Consider the following 17817-nt stretch of genomic DNA (forward strand, 5'->3'; position numbering starts at 1 on the left):
ATTGAGCTATCGCCATTTTGGCGATAGCTTGCGGGGCATGTCTACTAAATACCGATTTCGCGATACATACCGCATTCAGTTACGCGAGAAGGATCACCCGCCGCCCCATGTTCACCTGACCGGTGGCGGGCTCGACGTGATGCTCAGCCTGGAAACCGTCGAAGTGATGGTGGGCAAGGCGCCGCCGCTGATTATCAAGGAAGCGCTGGCGTGGGTCAGGGCCCATCAGGTGCAATTGCTGGAGGATTGGAAACAATGTTACCCATGAAGCGACCACGGCTGTCGGCCGTGCAGGCGTTGCCGGATCACCGCCTTATGCTGACCTTTATCGACGGTCAGCAACTCACTCTCGATTTGAGTCGGGACCTGCGCGCCTACCCTGGGTTGCAGCCATTGCTGGAGGTGGTCGCTTTCGAAAGAGCAACCCTGGGTGATGAAGGCTGGAGCGTCGAGTGGCCCGAGCTGGACATCCAGATCGGCGCAGACACCCTGTATCTGGATGCTCTCGCACAAAATGCAGTAGACGAAAACACCCGGATCTTCATCGACTGGCGCGCTCGCACCGGGCTGCCGCTCAATCAGGCGGCCGAAGCGTTGGGGGTCAGTGCCCGCAGCATCACGCGCTACAGCAGTGGTCGTGAAGCCGTTCCGCGATCGCTGGCACTGGCCTGCCTGGGGTGGGACTTCTTGCAGCAGCAATCGAACCCGGCGCGGGCGGCGGAAGAAACCGGTCGTTACACCGTCACACGCAAGTCTTAGCCGGCATCCGGTTTCGGCCGTTCGTACTGGGCATTGAACGCCTCGATGAAACCATTACGCAAAATCTGCAAAAAAGCCTCGAATGCGCTGATATCTTGTTGATGCACGCTGCCTCTGAGCTGGACGCGAGTGGCGAACTGGTTTGTCGGCTGGTTCTTCAACACATTCTCGGTACCCCCGACGAGTGCTTCCCAGATGGAGCGAAAAATCCCTTTGTCTTTGTTTTCCACGTCCTGTTGCCAATTGAACACATCGACGTCCCGCAATAGCGGCTTGATGTAGCCGGTGAGTTGACCCTTTTTGGCTTCGGCTTCGATGACCAGGTCTCCATGGCCGGCATTGAAGTCGAACTTGCCGTAGGCCGAGGCGAAGTCGTTCATGCGTTTGAGTTCAAGGTTCTTGGCGCGCAGGCGAAATTCGAAGTCCTGGAAGTCGCTCAGCGGATCGAAGGTCGCCGTGGTTTCCAGCGGTGCATGCCCCAGCAATAGAGCCTTGCCGTCGAAGCGAGCGTCGCGTTTGCCTTTGGTGTCGACCACGTTGGTCAGGTTGTAAATGCTGGCATTGACCTGAGTGGCATTCATGTTCACGGGCGGTTTTGAATTGAAGTTTCGGAAGGTGACCCGCCCGTCGTTGATCCGCACTTCGTTCAGGGTAATCGGCAGCAATTTTTCCAATTGTGCCCGCCAGTCGGTGCCTTCACCGGTCTGGGAGTTTTTCTTGTTGGCACCGCCGTCGACGAAGTTCACCTCGGGTTTGTCGAACTGCGCCTCGGCCACCACCGCGTGGTCATACCAGAGTGAGTGCCAGCTGACGGAGAGGTCAATCAATGGCGCGTTGACGAAAGGCACGGGGACCTTGCCATTGACCTTGACGATTTTCAGTCCATTGATTTTGTAGGCGCCGCGCCACAGGGCCAGGTCCACGTCGGTAATCTGCCCGCGGTAGTCACCCATGTTCGCCAATCTTTCGTTGAGGTAGTCGCGCACCACGTAGGGCAGGGCGATGTGCAGGGCAACCAGCAGCACAACGAGGCCGGCGAGGGTCCACAGGGGCCAACTGTATCGACGCTTCATGGCGGCAAATCTCTGGCGGTATAAAGCGATTGACTGCTGCGGTTACGGGACGTTCGACTGACTGGACGACCAAGGGCAACAGGCATACCTTGGAGAGCTTATTTAACGCTGTATAAGGACCCAGCCATGAGCCGTATCTACGCTGACAACGCCCATTCCATCGGCAATACACCGCTGGTGCAGATCAACCGTATCGCCCCGCGCGGCGTGACCATCCTGGCCAAGATCGAAGGGCGTAACCCCGGTTACTCGGTCAAGTGCCGGATCGGTGCAAACATGATCTGGGACGCCGAAAGCACCGGCAAACTCAAGCCTGGCATGACCATCGTCGAACCGACCTCAGGCAATACCGGTATCGGCCTGGCGTTCGTCGCTGCGGCTCGCGGTTACAAACTGATGCTGACCATGCCGGCGTCCATGAGTATCGAGCGACGCAAAGTGCTCAAGGCTTTGGGGGCCGAACTGGTACTGACCGAACCGGCCAAGGGCATGAAAGGAGCGATCGAAAAGGCGGCTGAAATTGTCGCCAGCGACCCGGCTGCCTACTTCATGCCGTCGCAGTTTGAAAACCCGGCCAACCCGGCCATCCACGAAAAAACCACCGGTCCGGAAATCTGGAACGACACCGACGGTGCAGTCGACGTACTGGTGGCAGGTGTCGGAACGGGTGGAACCATTACCGGGGTTTCGCGGTATATCAAGAATACCCAGGGCAAACCGATTATTTCGGTGGCGGTGGAGCCCGCGGTGTCGCCAGTCATCACCCAGGCAATGGCCGGTGAAGAGATCAAGCCGAGCCCTCACAAGATCCAGGGTATTGGTGCCGGTTTTGTGCCGAAGAATCTTGATCTGTCGATGGTCGATCGGGTCGAGTTGGTCAGCGATGAAGAATCCAAGGCCATGGCCCTGCGCCTGATGCAGGAAGAAGGGATTTTGAGCGGCATTTCCTGCGGCGCCGCCATGGCGGTGGCCGTTCGCCTGGCGGAAACCCCGGAAATGCAGGGCAAGACCATCGTGGTGATCCTGCCGGACTCCGGTGAACGCTACCTGTCGAGCATGCTGTTCAGTGATCTGTTTACCGAGCAGGAGAATCAGCAATAGGCGTTGCGGTTTTTGATCCAGTGGGAGGGGGTTGATTCAGGTCAGCCCCCGTTCAGGAACCTTATGTTAAGAAGTGCTTTATTGCGTAATCCTTAACACTGAATGTTGAAATGCACGGGTGTTTCCCGAGGCCGGTAATGTTTATCATGACGGGCTGCCACGTCGGGTAAATGGCGTTATGCAAAGTTGTCTACTATCAAGGAGTTGTTGATGACCGTTTCCCTTGCCGCAAAGGCGTCGCTGTTGTTGCTGTTCTTCGGCAGCACTCTCTATGTGCATTTGCGCGGCAAGGCGCGTTTGCCGGTCTTGCGTCAGTTCGTCAACCACTCGGCGTTGTTCGCACCCTATAACGCCTTGATGTACCTGTTCTCCAGCGTGCCGTCCAAACCCTATCTTGACCGCAGCAAGTTCCCGGAACTGGATGTGCTCAAGGACAACTGGGAAGTCATCCGCGACGAAGCGATGCATTTGTTCGACGAGGGTTACATCCGCGCCGCCGAAAAGAACAACGACGCTGGTTTCGGTTCGTTCTTCAAGAAAGGCTGGAAGCGCTTTTACCTCAAGTGGTACGACAAACCACTGCCATCGGCCGAAGCCCTGTGCCCGAAAACCGTGGCATTGGTCAGTAGCATTCCCAACGTCAAAGGCGCCATGTTCGCGTTGCTGCCAGGCGGCAGCCACCTCAACCCGCACCGTGATCCGTTCGGCGGTTCCCTGCGTTATCACTTGGGGCTATCGACACCGAACTCCGACGATTGCCGGATCTTCGTCGACGGTCAGGTCTACGCCTGGCGTGATGGCGAAGACGTGATGTTCGACGAAACCTACGTGCATTGGGTCAAGAATGAAACCGACAAGACTCGGGTCATCCTCTTTTGCGACATCGAACGACCGCTGAGCAACCGCCTGATGACCCGCCTCAACCGCTGGGTCAGCGGTTTTTTGGGTCGCGCCACTGCACCGCAGAATCTTGATGATGAACGTGTTGGCGGGATTAACCATGTTTATGCATGGAGCAAGAACTCCAGCGACAAGTTCAGCGGTGTGATCAAACAGTGGAAGCGTCGCAATCCCAAGGCCTACCGTGTGCTGCGACCAGTGTTGGCGGTGGTGGTGTTTACGTTGTTGGGGTATTGGTTGTTTGGGTGATTGCGTGCAAGAAATGAAAAACCGCTCATTGGAGCGGTTTTTTTTCGCCGAAGTTATGGTCGCCCGGCGAGCACGTCAGGTTCGCCTTCGATACCCGTCGCAAGGACCTGTAAAATGCGCCGCTGACTGGCCGTCAGTTCTACTTTGACAGGTTTGTTTTCCTGGGCAGAGGAGCGTTTTCTTATGTGCGGGTTTCTGATGACTCCGTGCATATTTCCTCCGTTATCGGTCATTAATTGAACAGTTTTCACGATACTAGGCTCTCCACAGTTTTGACAAGTCGACCTTCAGCGTCTTCGTAGAAATCGAGTCGTTTATAAATAGAAATTGCACCTTCCAGCGGTTCCTGTACTTCGATGAATCTACTACCGATAATCACGGCGTAATGTTCGATGGCCGAAACAGCGAGGGCCGCAATCCGGTTTTTTAAAGGATGTGCTTCTCGCGGTCGCCCTTCCAATCGCACGATGCGGATTCGTTGCCGACTGTTGTTCGGATTCGCGAAGCATAGTCCGCACAATTCCTCTTCGAACCAGATGGCAATATCCAGAGACAAAGGCTCCTTTGCTTTCCATCCTATGACCTCATTCCATAAAAAGTGTGGATCCTCCCAGCGCTCGCAAGCATCCAGCGCTTGCGCATTGATGGCGTCAAACCGCACCCGCGATAGATCAATGTCCGTTGGGCCTGCCAGTTCCAGTTCATGTTGCAACTGAGCAGCGCTGATAGCAGCAAGCGTTCTAGCCCTCGATCGATACAACTGATACCGAAGATGCGTCCGTTCCCTTGGCATGTGATCTCGTGCATTCCCTGTCCCTCATAGCGGGCGTTTGCATTTCTCTCCAAGGTAGATTGCGGTGCTGCAGCTGTCGTTACTGGCCCTTTGACCAAGTCATTGCAATCTATGTCGCGGGCTGGTTATAGTCGGCGCTCGCCTGCTTTCCCGAGCACGGCCCTCAAAAAAGATCAGCCCATGCCTGCATCCCTCATCAACGCGGTAGTCGATTCAGCGGTCAACGCTGGCGTCGTGCCGTGCGGGAATCAGCAGCCTGCGCAGATCAGTCATTACCCCCCACCTGTCAGTAGCTCGCCGGTGTGCGCAGTCGTATCACCGCCAGGCGTTGGCTTTTCGGGCTGATCAGCTTTTTTCTGCTGTTCCCACGCCCGTCTGAAAAAGCGCCCGCTTGAAAAAACTACTGAATTTCAGCTTCGGCTGAGTTGGCTTTTTGCCTGACTACAGGTGGTATTCATGTTTGTCCTTTCGAAAAACACCGCGCTCGCGGCGGCGTCCACGAGCCTGTTCGTTCTGCTGTGGAGCAGCGGGGCGATTTTCTCCAAATGGGGCTTGGCCCACGCGTCCCCCTTTGCCTTTCTGCTGTTTCGCTTTGCCATCGCGCTATTCGGTCTGGTGCTGCTGGTGCCGTTGCTCAAGTTGAAGCTGCCCAAGGGCGGCAAGCCGATGGTGTATGCGATGGCCACGGGTGTGGTGTTGCTGGGGGCTTATCAGATTTTCTATCTGCTGGCCCTGGACCTGAAAGTCACCCCGGGAGTGATGGCGACGATCATGGGCGTGCAGCCCATTCTCACGGTGGTGATCATGGAGCGTCAGCGATCAGCCAGCAGAATGTTTGGTCTGACGCTGGGGTTGGCCGGGTTGATCATGGTGGTTTACCAAGGCATCGGTCTGGCCGGTATTTCGCTGGCCGGGATGCTCTTCGGTTTGCTGGCACTGGCGAGCATGACGTTCGGTTCGATCATGCAGAAGCGCATCACCGACAATCCACTCGGCACGCTGCCCGTGCAGTACCTGGCGGGGCTGTTGCTCTGCGGAGTCTTCGTGCCGTTCCAACCCTTTCATTTCGAACACGGCACCGGTTTTATCGTACCGGTGTTGTGGATGGGATTGGTCGTGTCGGTGCTGGCGACCTTGCTGCTGTATCGCTTGATCGCCCGGGGCAACCTGGTCAATGTCACCAGTCTGTTTTACCTGGTGCCGGCGGTAACGGCGGTGATGGACTACCTGATTTTCGGCAACCGGCTGGCGGCGTTGAGCATGCTGGGCATGTTGCTGATCATCATCGGTTTGGTGTTCGTATTCCGTAAAAACGCTTGAAACAAAACAAGGCGCTGCAGAACGCCAATCCGCTGGGGATTCGGCGGTTGGTGGATGGCGAGGTGAGTCAGTCAGCTTTGTAGCGTCTGAACAATCGCCTTCGCGAGCAAGCCCGCTCCCACAGGTTCAGCGCAATCCCTGTGGGAGCGGGCTTGCTCGCGAAGGCGTCATCAGCCGCACCACAACTCTACTTGCTCGCCCCCCCAACAGCCTTCACCACCGATGTCTTCAACACCAACCACAACGCCGCCGCAATCAACACCCCGCCATAGATGTGCGCCATCGACAACGGCTCATCCAGCAACAACGCCCCCCACAACACCCCGAACGGCGGAATCAGAAAGGTCGTGGTCATCGACTTCACCGGCCCGACCGAGCTGAGCAGGCGGAAGTAAATAATGTACGCAAGCGCCGTACATACCAGCCCCAACCCCAGCAGCGACAACCAGACACTCCAGCCGCCCCAGCTCTCCGGTGGCTGGCTGATCACGCTGTAACCGAACAGCGGCAACAGAAACAACGTCGCGCCCAGCATGCTGCCCACCGCCGATAGACGACTGTCGAGACCTCCGGCCTGATCGAGCCAGCGGCGCGCGAGGAATCCGGCGAAACCGTAGCAGGTCGTGGCGAGCAGGCAGGCGAGGGCGCCCATCAGCAGTTCCATGTCGAACGCCACCGGACCGGCTCGGGTCAGGATGCCCACGCCAAGCAACCCGAGGAACACGCCGCCAAGCTTGGCGGCGGTGAGCCTTTCATGGAAGAACAGACCGCCGATCAGCACGCCCATCAATGGCGTTGTGGCGTTGAAAATCGCCGAATAACCGGCCGGTAACACTTGCGCAGCCACCGAATAGAGGGTCGCCGGAATCCCTGAGTTGATCACTCCGAGCAGCATCACGGTTTTGAGTTTGCCTTTGAAATCCCAGCTGATGCGCATCAGACCGAGAATCACCAGCAGGCCGGTAGCGGCAATCGATACGCGGAAAAAAGCAGTGGGGATTGTGCCAATCACCGGGGCGATGATGCGCATGAACAGAAAGCTCGCGCCCCAAATGGCGGCAAGCGATAACAAACGCAGAGTATCGACGGGGTTCACAGCACGTTCCTTCCTTGATGGGCGCGCAAGTGTCGCGCCAGTCAGGACGCAAGGCAATGGTTGCGTTGCGTAACAAAGGGCCACTAAGCTCAGGCCCCACGATAAGCATCAGCCGCCGAGGTTTTACCTATGCCGCAGCAATGGCCAGCCGCCGACATCGCCCGAATGATCCTCGATGGCTTTGACGATTACCGCGAGCATTTCCGCCAGATCACCGACGGCGCCCGGGCTCGCTTCGAGCAGGCCAAGTGGCAGGAGACGCAATCGGCGTCGGCCGCGCGGATCAATCTCTACGAAGAAAAAGTCAGCGAAACGGTGGAGCGGCTGCGCATCGCTTTCGACGCCGACACGCTGGATGTCAGCTGCTGGCCGCTGGTCAAAAGCGCTTACATCACGCTGATCGACCTGCGCTTCGACGATGAACTGTCCGAAACCTGGTACAACTCGATCTTCTGCGGGCTGTTCAGCCACGACCTGATCAGCGATGGCTGCATGTTCATTCACACCACCCGGCCGAGCCTGCGCCGGGCCCGCGCCGCACAAACCCGCACCTACAAGCCTCAGGGGCAGTTGTCCGGGATGCTGGCGAGCATTTTTGCCGACTACCGCTTCAGCGAGGATTACGCCGACCTGGCCGGCGACCTGCGCCGCCTCGAAGCTCAACTGCGTGAAAACCTGCCGGACTGGGTCTGCAAGGACCCGGAATTGAGCGTCGAACTGTTTTCCTCGGTGCTTTACCGCAACAAAGGCGCGTACCTGGTCGGGCGCATCTACACCCAGGACGAACAATGGCCGCTGGTGATTCCGCTGCTGCATCGCGAAGGTCGCGGGATTCAGATCGATGCGCTGATCACCGATGAAGCGGACGTGTCGATCATCTTCTCGTTCACCCGTTCGTATTTCATGGTCGACGTGCCGGTACCGGCGGAGTTCATCGGTTTCCTCAAGCGCATTCTGCCGGGCAAGCACATCGCCGAGCTGTACACCTCGATCGGCTTTTACAAACACGGCAAGTCCGAGTTCTACCGGGCGCTGATCAACCACCTGGCCAACACCGACGACCAGTTCATCATGGCCCCGGGCGTGCGTGGCATGGTGATGAGCGTGTTTACCCTGCCGGGTTTCAACACCGTATTCAAAATCATCAAGGACCGCTTTTCGCCGTCGAAAAACGTCGACCGCGCCACGGTGATCGAGAAGTACCGCCTGGTGAAAAGTGTCGACCGGGTCGGGCGCATGGCCGACACCCAGGAATTTTCCGACTTCCGTTTCCCGTTGAGCAAGTTCGAGCCGGCCTGTCTGCAAGAATTGCTCGAAGTGGCCGCGTCCACCGTGTCGGTAGAGGACGACACCGTGCTGATCCGCCACTGCTGGACCGAACGGCGGATGACGCCGTTGAACCTGTATCTGGAGAACGCCAACGATGCTCAGGTCCGCGAGGCGCTGGAAGATTACGGCCTGGCGATCAAGCAACTGGCGGCGGCGAACATTTTCCCCGGCGACATGCTGCTGAAGAACTTCGGCGTCACGCGTCACGGGCGAGTGGTGTTTTATGACTATGACGAGATCTGCTTCCTGACCGAGGCCAACTTCCGGCATATCCCGCAACCGCGCACGCCGGAAGACGAGATGGCGTCGGAGCCGTGGTATTCGATTGGGCCGCTGGATGTGTTTCCCGAAGAGTTTCCGCCGTTTTTGTTTGCTGATTCCGGGCAGCGCAAGTTGTTTGATCAGTTGCACGGGGAGCTGTACAACGCCGATTACTGGAAAAGCCTTCAGGAAGCGATTCGCGCCGGGAAGGTGATTGATGTGTTCCCGTACCGCCGTAAGGGCCTCGACAACGAATAGTCCCGCTGAGTGAACCCCCTGTGGCGAGGGGATTTATCCCCGTTCGGTTGCGAAGCAATCGTAAACCGGTCAGCGCGGTTTATCTGAAATGCCGCGGTGGATGGTTTTAGGGTCGCTTCGCAACCCAACGGGGCGGTGCGACGTTTCGATAAATCCCCTCGCCACAAAGGCAGGTTGAGTTCGTCGCCGAGCCCCCAAATCTGCGACAATCCACCCCCTGCGCCACTAGACGACTTATTGCGTACCTGATGACTGACGAATCGCCTTCCATCGACAAACTGCTGAAAAACCTCGATCACGCCATGCTCGCCGACCGCCACCGGCTGCGGCGGCAGTTGCTTGAGCTGCGCAAAAAACCTGACGAGGCCAAGCTGGCCCAGTGGGTGACGCGCACGCAGGCGTCCTGTGATCAGGTGTTGGCGCGGCGGGCCAGCCTGCCGGTGATTCGTTACGACGACAGCCTGCCGATCGCCGCCAAGCGCGACGAAATCAAAGCAGCGCTGCTCAAGCATCAGGTGCTGATCATTGCCGGTGAAACCGGTTCGGGTAAAACCACCCAGTTGCCGAAGATCTGCCTGGAAATCGGTCGCGGCCAGCATGGCCTGATCGGCCACACCCAGCCCCGTCGAATCGCCGCCCGCAGCGTGGCGAGCCGGGTCGCCGAAGAACTGGCGACGCCGTTGGGGGCGCTGGTCGGCTATCAGGTACGGTTCGAGGATCAGAGCGATTCCAACACCCTGATCAAACTGATGACCGACGGCATCCTGCTGGCGGAAACCCAGAACGACCGCTACCTCGAACGCTACGACACGATCATCGTCGACGAAGCCCACGAACGCAGCCTGAACATCGACTTCCTGCTCGGTTACCTGAAAACCCTGTTGCCGCGTCGTCCAGACCTGAAAGTCATCATCACTTCGGCGACCATCGACCTGGAGCGTTTCTCCAAGCACTTCGATGACGCGCCGATTGTCGAAGTCTCCGGCCGCACCTTTCCCGTGGAAACCTGGTATCGCCCGCTGACCCTGGAGCAGGACGAAGAGGGCAACCGCGTCGAGGACGACTTGACGGTGGATCAGGCGATCCTCGCCACCCTCGACGAAATCGCCGCGTTCGAACGCAGCGAGCGCAAGAGCCCCGGCGATGTGCTGGTGTTCCTGCCCGGCGAGCGCGAGATTCGCGACGCGGCGGACATGCTGCGCAAGGCCCAGCTCAAGCACACCGAGATTCTGCCGCTCTACGCACGGCTGTCGCCGGCCGAACAGCAGCGGATTTTCCAGTCGCACCCAGGTCGGCGCGTGGTCCTGGCGACCAACGTCGCGGAAACCTCGCTGACCGTGCCGGGCATTCGTTATGTGATCGACAGCGGTACCGCGCGCATCAGCCGTTACAGCTACCGCGCCAAGGTCCAGCGCCTGCCCATCGAAGCCATTTCCCAGGCCAGCGCCAACCAGCGTAAAGGTCGCTGCGGGCGGGTCGAGCCGGGTATTTGTATTCGCCTATACGGTGAAGAAGATTTCATCGGTCGCCCGGAATTTACCGATCCGGAAATCCTGCGCACCAACCTCGCGGCGGTGATTTTGCAGATGCTGCATCTGCGCCTCGGCGAGATCACCGATTTCCCGTTTATCGAGCCGCCGGATGGCAAAGCCATCAGCGACGGTTTCAACCTGCTGCAAGAACTCTCGGCGGTCGACCGCAACAGCCAACTGACGCCGCTTGGCCGCCAATTGGCGCGGCTGCCGGTGGACCCGCGCATGGGTCGCATGCTGCTGGAAGCGGCGAAACTCGGCAGCTTGCAGGAAGTGCTGATCGTCGCCAGCGCCATGTCGATTCAGGACCCGCGCGAGCGTCCGCCGGAACGTCAGCAAGCGGCGGATCAGGCTCACGCGCAATGGAAAGACGTGGACTCGGATTTCGCCGGGCTGGTCAATCTGTGGCGTGGTTTCGAAGAACAGCGTCAGGCCCTGACCGCCAGCCCGCTGCGCAATTGGTGCCGCAAGAATTTCCTGAATTACCTGCGTCTGCGCGAATGGCGCGACTCCCATCGGCAGTTGAGCCTGATCTGCCGCGACATGCAGTTGAACCTCAACAAAGAACCGGCGGATTACCCGAAACTGCACAAAGCCGTGCTCTCGGGGCTCCTCAGCCAGATCGGCCAGAAAACCGATGAAGGCGATTACCTCGGTGCGCGTCAGCGGCGCTTCTGGATTCACCCGTCATCGGGCCTCGGTAAAAAGCGTCCGCAATGGCTGATGGCCGCTGAACTGGTGGAAACCACCAAGCTCTATGCGCGCATGGTCGCCAAGATCGACGCTGACTGGATCGAGCCGCTGGCTGGGCACCTGATCAAGAAAAACCACTTCGAACCCCATTGGGAGAAGAAGCGCGGTCAAGTCGTGGCGTTCGAGCAGATCACGTTGTTCGGGCTGATCGTGGTCGGTCGCCGGCCGGTGCACTACGGGCCGATCGACCCGGTGGTGTCTCGTGAGTTCTTCATTCGCGAAGGTCTGGTACGCGGCGAGATTCAGTCCAAGGCCAAGTGCCTGACAGCCAATGCGCAGTTGCTGGAACAGCTCGACGAACTGGAAGCCAAGGCTCGCCGTCGCGACATTCTGGCCGACGAAGAAACCCTGTTTGCCTTCTACGATGCGCGACTGCCGGCGGAGATCCACCAGACTGCGACGTTCGACAGCTGGTATCGGGTCAACAGTCAGAAAGACCCGCAGCTGCTGATCATGCGCGAAGAAGACGTGCTGGCCCGCGAGGCGAGTGAAGTCACCGCTTTGCATTACCCGGACACCTTGCACATCGGTGATCTGGAGTTGGCGCTCAGTTACCACTTCGAACCGAACCATCCACGCGACGGCGTAACCCTGCGTGTGCCGGCGCCGTTGTTGCCGATGCTGCCGCCGGAGCGCCTGGAATGGCTGGTGCCGGGCGTGATCGAGGCCAAGTGCATTGCGCTGGTGCGCAACCTGCCCAAAGCCCTGCGCAAGAATTTCGTACCGGTGCCGGACTTCGTCAAAGCCGCATTGCAGCGCATGACTTTCGCCGAGGGCTCGTTGCCGCAAGCGCTGGGTCGTGAACTGTTGCGCATGACCGGTGCGCGGGTCAGCGATGAAGCCTGGGCCGAAGCGTCGCAGCAGGTCGACAGTCATTTGCGGATGAACCTGGAAATCGTCGACGGCCAAGGCAAGTTCCTCGGTGAAGGGCGCGATTTGGCAGAACTGACCGCACGCTTTGCCGAAGCCAGTCAGGCTGCATTGGCCGTGCCGCAAACCGCGAAAAACCAGCAACCGGTGGAGCCGAAAGTGTTCGCCGCCGTCGCCGAGAAAACCCAGCAGAAGATCGCCGGGTTATCGATGACGGTGTATCCGGCGCTGGTGGAAGAGAGCGGCACGGTCAAGGAAGGACGTTTCTCGACGCCGGCCGAAGCCGAGTTTCAACATCGCCGCGCCTTGCAGCGTTTGCTGATGCAGCAACTGGCCGAACCGGCGAAGTTCCTGCGCAGCAAGTTGCCGGGGCTGACCGAATTGGGCCTGATGTACCGCGACATGGGGCGCGTCGACAGTCTGGTCGAAGACATTCTGCTGGCCAGCCTCGACAGCTGCATTCTCGACGGCGAAGACCCGCTGCCACGGGATGGCGCCGGGTTGGCCTCACTGGCTGAACGCAAGCGCGGTGGCTGGACCGAGCATGCCGAGCGCTTGGCCAAGCTGACGCTGGAGATTCTCAAGCTCTGGCACGGCCTGCAAAAACGCTTCAAGGGCAAGATCGACCTGGCGCAAGCCGTGGCCCTGAACGACATCAAACAGCAACTCAGTCATCTGGTGTATCCGGGCTTCGTCCGGGAAACCCCGATGCAGTGGCTCAAGGAGTTGCCGCGTTATCTGAAAGCGGTCGAGCAGCGCTTCGAGAAAATCGGCGCTCAGGTGCAGAGGGATCGGGTCTGGAGCGGCGAGTTGTCTGGTCTGTGGACGCAATATCAAACCCGCGCCAACAAACATGCCCAGGAAGGCAAACGCGATCCGCAGCTGGAACTCTATCGCTGGTGGCTGGAGGAATACCGGGTTTCCCTGTTCGCCCAACAATTGGGGACCAAGGTGCCGATCTCCGACAAGCGCCTGAACAAGCAATGGACCCAGGTCGAACCCTGAACCCTGTGGGAGCGGGCTTGCTCGCGAAGGGGCCGTCAGCTTCAACATCAATGTTGACTGATACACCGCTTTCGCGAGCAAGCCCGCTCCCACATTAGGTACGCGTTACTCTCGCAAAAGGCGCCAAAACCCATTGTTTATGGCAAACTTCGCGCCTATAAACGCCGGCCCCGCGGTTTTGAGCCTTCACAGGTCTGGGCGGATCGGAATAAAGCGATGCCAGGTTTGCTCCCCCTGACGGGAGCAGATCCTTTGTGTGTTGGTACGTCGGTGCCAACACTTTCTGCCTGAACAGATTAGAGAAACGACCATGCATAACGTCGTCATCAGCGGCACCGGCCTGTACACCCCGGCCAACAGCATCTCCAACGAAGAGCTGGTGCAGTCTTTCAACGCCTACGTCGCGCAATTCAACGCCGACAACGCTGACGCCATCGCGCGCGGCGAAATCGAAGCGTTGACCGAGTCCAGCGTGGCGTTTATCGAAAGGGCGTCTGGCATCAAAAGCCGCTTTGTCATGGACAAGGAAGGCATCCTCGACCCGCAACGCATGGCGCCACGCCTGCCGGAACGCTCGAATGACGAGTGGTCGGTGCTTTGCCAAATGGCCATCGGCGCCGCCGAGCAAGCCTTGCAGCGTGCCGGCAAGACCGCCGCGGACATCGACGGCGTGATCGTCGCCTGCTCCAACCTGCAACGGGCCTATCCGGCCATCGCCATCGAAGTCCAGGAAGCCTTGGGCATCCAGGGTTTCGGTTTCGACATGAACGTTGCCTGCTCCTCGGCGACCTTCGGCATTCAGGCTGCGGCCAACAGCGTGCAACTGGGCCAGGCCCGGGCGATCCTGATGGTCAACCCGGAAGTCTGCACCGGTCACCTGAACTTCCGCGACCGTGACAGCCACTTCATCTTCGGCGACGCCGCGACTGCGGTGATCATCGAACGTGCTGACCTGGCAACGTCCAAGTACCAGTTCGACATCGTCAGCACCAAGCTGCTGACCAAGTTTTCCAACAACATCCGCAATAACTTCGGCTTCCTCAACCGCGCGGCGGAAGAGGGCATCGGCGCCAAGGACAAATTGTTCGTGCAGGAAGGCCGCAAGGTGTTCCGCGATGTCTGCCCGATGGTCGCCGAGCTGATCGCTACGCACCTGGAAGAGAACACGCTCAACATCGGCGACGTGAAACGCTTCTGGCTGCACCAGGCCAACCTCAGCATGAACCACCTGATCGTCAAGAAGCTGCTGGGCCGCGAAGCCACCGAAGAAGAAGCCCCGGTGATTCTCGACACCTACGCCAACACCAGCTCCGCCGGTTCCGTGATTGCGTTTCACAAGAACCAGGACGATCTGGCTGCAGGTTCGCTGGCCGTGCTCAGCTCGTTCGGCGCCGGTTACTCGATTGGTAGCGTGATTCTGCGCAAGCGCTGAGTTTGGCTTAAAAGATCGCAGCCTGATTTTTGGCGAGGACACTTTCCTGTGGCGAGGGAGCTTGCTCCCGCTCGGCTGCGAAGCAGTCGTAAAACCAGCGAGTGGGTTTTGTCTGGAGGAATACATGGGGCCGCTTCGCGCCCCAACGCGAGCAAGCTCGCTCGCCACAAAGGTCCGGCTGTGTAGCGGGAAATGAAAACAGCCTCGCGTTGGTCTATCGGACGGATGATGGGGACCGATAGACCAACGCGAGGCTGTAAAAAAGAGCTCGGGCTTCCTTGCCCGAGTCGTGTAGCGGGGAATCAGAACTTCGCTTCGGCATCCAGTTGCAGGGTGTTGATGTCGGAGTCTTTCAGGTTGGCGTTAGTGTAGTCAGAGTTAGCCATGAAGTACGTCGCGCCGAGGTTGAAGTTCTTGTCCAACTCGTAGCTCACTTTCAGCTTGCTGCCGCGCGAACCGGTGAAACCGTTGGCGAAGTCGGAGTCGGTGAAGGCGCCGACCACCGCGTTACGCTGTACGTCGCGGTAGTTGTAGTCCACTGCGAAGCCGTAGAACTTGGTCTTTACACCGGCCAACCAGGCAGAGTCCTGATCGTTGCTGGCGTCCTTGTTGTTCACGTACTGACCGTACAGCGAGAGCGGCATAGGCAGGCCACCGATGTCGAGCTGGCCGAAGCCTTCGTACAGTTTGAATTGCTCGTTCGGGCTGTTGCCGTTGATGGCCAGTGCGGCTGGAATGCTGGTGCCGCCTGTGCGGATGTCGTCGTCGTTGTCGTAGCCGTAGATGCTGCCACCCAGGGTCAGTTTCAGGTTGTCGGTGATAGCGAAGCGCGCGCCCAACTGGCCGGCGTACAGACGCAAGTCGTGCTTGAACTGCACGCCGTCGCCGTCGACGTTGTCCTTGAGGGTGTAGTGGCCGGCGCTACCGAACAGCTCGGTGCTGGCGCCCAGCGGGTATTTGTAAGCCAGCGACAGACCTTCCGGGCTGATGTCGCTATCCCAGATGATGTCGCCCATGCTCACCCATTGCTGCGGCATCTTGCCGCCAACGATGTGCAGGTTCTTGATGGCGTCCGGGTGGTAGTCGACGTAACCCTGGTCCAGCCAGATCTGCTTCTTGTCGAAGTAATTGTCCAGACTCTGGTTGGTGGAGCGAGCGTCGTCGTTGTTGCCGGTGGCGATACGAATACCGGTGTCGACCTGAGGGTTGATCTCGCTGTAGGCACCCAGGCGGGCACGAATGCGCTGACGATCCTGGTCTTTGCTGTTTGAAACGCCATCGTTGTGGACGTTTTCCTGACGGAAACGCACATCACCCTTGAATTGGGTCTTGGCGGCCCACGCCAGTTTCTGGTCGAAGGTACTCAGTTCATTGGTTTTCTTCGCAGTCGCCGCGATCTGCTCGTTGGTCTCTTGTTGAGCCTGGCGGGCGATTTGCTGGTCTTTCTGATCCCTGGCCAGCTCGGCTTGCAGTTCGGTGTACTGCGCAGGCGAAATCGAGCCGTTTGCCTTGAGCATGTCGAGCAGTTTGGCGTCGACTGCGGCGCTGGCCGGTACACTCATGGCCAGCAGCAACCCGCCACACAAGGCTGCCGCAGTTTTCGTGGAAGCAAGACGCATATCAATCTCCGAAGATGTAATGGGATGACTGAGCCATCCAGGACACAACCGACCGTTTAGGGCGGAAAACAGTGACCAGGTTTAGAACCCGGCGCTCTAAAAACAGGCGCCAGTATCGCGATGGTTTATGACAGGGCAGTGGCAATGTGATGGCGTCTCGATGACGATACAAAGTCATCGAGAACTATTGAGCGAGAGCGCTGTCGTCGAATTGCTCGTGTGGATTTTTTGGCGATGGGCGATACTCGCCGGGCTTTCACGCAAAGAAGTAGGAAAGAACTGATGCCGCTGCAACGTCTGGAAAGTCTGTCCGAAATCGCGTCGCAGACGTGGGATGCCCTGGTGCCCGAGAATCAGCCCTTTCTGCGCCACGCCTTTCTCAGCACGCTGGAAGACAGCGGCAGCGTCGGCCCTCATTCCGGCTGGCAACCCGAGCATTTGTTGCACATCGAAGGCGATCGCCTGATTGCCGCGCTGCCCAGTTACCGCAAATGGCATTCCTATGGCGAGTACGTGTTCGACCACGCCTGGGCCGATGCCTGTGAGCGTGCCGGAATCGATTACTACCCCAAGCTGCTGACGGCTGTGCCGTTCAGTCCGGTCAGTGGCCCGCGTTTGCTGGCGGCCACGCTCGAGGACGGTTTTGAACTGTTGAAAAGCCTGCCGGGCTACCTTGAAATCGAACAACTCTCCAGTGCCCACATCAACTTCACCGACCCGTTCACTGACGCAGCCTTGGCCGAGCAGCCGGGCTGGTTGCAGCGAATCGGCTGTCAGTACCACTGGCAGAATCGCGGCTATCGGGATTTTCAGGATTTCCTCGACGCTCTCAGTTCGCGCAAGCGCAAACAGATGCGCAAGGAGCGCGAGCAAGTGGCGGGGCAGGGCATTGATTTCGAATGGCTTGAAGGTAGGCAACTCGATCAGGCGCAGTGGGATTTTGTCTATGCCTGCTACGCCAACACCTACGCAGTGCGTCGGCAAGCGCCGTATCTGACGCGGGAGTTTTTCAGTTTGCTGGCCGAGCGCATGCCAGAGTCGATTCGTGTGGTGTTGGCCAAGCAAGGCTCACGGCCGGTGGCCATGGCCTTCAGTCTGGTGGGCGGCGACAGTTTTTACGGTCGTTATTGGGGCTGTCTGGCGGAGTTCGACCGTCTGCACTTCGAGACCTGTTTCTACCAGGGCATGGATTACGCAATTGCCAATGGCTTCCAGCGTTTCGATGCCGGTGCCCAGGGTGAGCACAAGTTGATTCGCGGGTTCGAACCCGTGATCACTCATTCATGGCACTACTTGCGTCATCCCGGCCTGAAAGCCGCCGTCAAAGACTTCCTGCAGCAAGAGCGCGCTGGTGTGTTGGCGTATGCCGAGGAAGCGAGGACGGCTTTGCCTTACCGGCAAGACTGAAGGGGGCAAGATCGTTCCCACGCTCTGCGTGGGAATGCAGCCCGTGACGCTCCGCGTCAC

The 17817-nt window shown here is 58.8% G+C and carries 14 protein-coding genes; 9 read left to right on the forward strand and 5 right to left on the reverse strand.

Annotated elements, in window-relative coordinates; all coding sequences use genetic code 11:
- Positions 1-37 precede the first annotated feature (37 nt).
- Positions 38-268 carry a DUF4160 domain-containing protein gene (locus KW848_RS07145; RefSeq protein ID WP_165934043.1) on the forward strand — a complete coding sequence of 77 codons (231 nt, stop codon included), beginning with the start codon at positions 38-40 and terminating at the stop codon, positions 266-268.
- Positions 256-759: a DUF2442 domain-containing protein gene (locus KW848_RS07150; RefSeq protein ID WP_192406654.1), complete on the forward strand. Its 504-nt coding sequence runs from the start codon at positions 256-258 to the stop codon at positions 757-759. The genes KW848_RS07145 and KW848_RS07150 overlap by 13 nt, the downstream gene beginning before the upstream one ends.
- Here KW848_RS07150 and KW848_RS07155 read toward each other — a convergent pair.
- Entirely contained in the window at positions 756-1832 is a 1077-nt protein-coding gene (locus KW848_RS07155; protein ID WP_218536414.1) for a DUF748 domain-containing protein, read from the reverse strand. The genes KW848_RS07150 and KW848_RS07155 overlap by 4 nt on opposite strands.
- A gap of 126 nt (positions 1833-1958) precedes the next feature.
- Between KW848_RS07155 and cysK the strand changes: the two genes are divergently transcribed.
- Entirely contained in the window at positions 1959-2933 is a 975-nt protein-coding gene (gene cysK, locus KW848_RS07160; protein WP_134097854.1) for a cysteine synthase A, read from the forward strand.
- Between the two features lie 210 nt (positions 2934-3143).
- Positions 3144-4082, forward strand: a complete 939-nt coding sequence (locus KW848_RS07165) for an aspartyl/asparaginyl beta-hydroxylase domain-containing protein (RefSeq protein WP_008153168.1) — start codon at positions 3144-3146, stop codon at positions 4080-4082.
- Between the two features lie 53 nt (positions 4083-4135).
- On the opposite strand, the gene KW848_RS07170 is transcribed toward KW848_RS07165, so the two are convergent.
- Positions 4136-4333 (reverse strand): hypothetical protein, encoded by a 198-nt coding sequence (locus tag KW848_RS07170; protein ID WP_134097859.1) that lies wholly within the window; start codon positions 4331-4333, stop codon positions 4136-4138.
- Entirely contained in the window at positions 4330-4875 is a 546-nt protein-coding gene (locus tag KW848_RS07175; RefSeq protein WP_218536415.1) for a hypothetical protein, read from the reverse strand. Before KW848_RS07175 ends, KW848_RS07170 begins: the two co-directional genes overlap by 4 nt.
- A gap of 456 nt (positions 4876-5331) precedes the next feature.
- Between KW848_RS07175 and KW848_RS07180 the strand changes: the two genes are divergently transcribed.
- Positions 5332-6195 carry a DMT family transporter gene (locus KW848_RS07180; protein WP_218536416.1) on the forward strand — a complete coding sequence of 288 codons (864 nt, stop codon included), beginning with the start codon at positions 5332-5334 and terminating at the stop codon, positions 6193-6195.
- 187 nt (positions 6196-6382) lie between these two features.
- On the opposite strand, the gene KW848_RS07185 is transcribed toward KW848_RS07180, so the two are convergent.
- Entirely contained in the window at positions 6383-7291 is a 909-nt protein-coding gene (locus KW848_RS07185) for a DMT family transporter (protein WP_218536417.1), read from the reverse strand.
- A 129-nt stretch (positions 7292-7420) separates the two neighbouring features.
- Here KW848_RS07185 and aceK point away from each other — a divergent pair, with 129 nt between their 5' ends.
- The 3 genes from aceK (at position 7421) to KW848_RS07200 (ending at position 14731) form a co-directional block, all read left to right on the forward strand.
- The gene (aceK, locus tag KW848_RS07190; protein ID WP_111450786.1) at positions 7421-9139 is read left to right on the forward strand and encodes a bifunctional isocitrate dehydrogenase kinase/phosphatase; all 1719 of its coding nucleotides are present in this window, start codon (positions 7421-7423) and stop codon (positions 9137-9139) included.
- A 248-nt stretch (positions 9140-9387) separates the two neighbouring features.
- On the forward strand, positions 9388-13299 hold the full coding sequence (hrpA, locus tag KW848_RS07195) for an ATP-dependent RNA helicase HrpA (protein WP_218536418.1): 3912 nt from the start codon (positions 9388-9390) through the stop codon (positions 13297-13299).
- Between the two features lie 310 nt (positions 13300-13609).
- Positions 13610-14731 (forward strand): beta-ketoacyl-ACP synthase III, encoded by a 1122-nt coding sequence (locus tag KW848_RS07200; RefSeq protein WP_111450784.1) that lies wholly within the window; start codon positions 13610-13612, stop codon positions 14729-14731.
- 302 nt (positions 14732-15033) lie between these two features.
- Here the strand turns inward: KW848_RS07200 and KW848_RS07205 are convergent, their stop codons facing one another.
- The gene (locus tag KW848_RS07205) at positions 15034-16350 is read right to left on the reverse strand and encodes a putative porin (RefSeq protein WP_218536419.1); all 1317 of its coding nucleotides are present in this window, start codon (positions 16348-16350) and stop codon (positions 15034-15036) included.
- Positions 16351-16632: 282 nt separating this feature from the next.
- On the opposite strand from KW848_RS07205, the gene KW848_RS07210 reads away from it, so the two are divergent.
- Positions 16633-17757 (forward strand): GNAT family N-acetyltransferase, encoded by a 1125-nt coding sequence (locus KW848_RS07210; RefSeq protein WP_218536420.1) that lies wholly within the window; start codon positions 16633-16635, stop codon positions 17755-17757.
- Positions 17758-17817 lie beyond the last annotated feature (60 nt).

It is taken from the genome of Pseudomonas sp. PDM25 (genome assembly GCF_019219045.1).
Taxonomy (GTDB): Bacteria; Pseudomonadota; Gammaproteobacteria; order Pseudomonadales; family Pseudomonadaceae; genus Aquipseudomonas.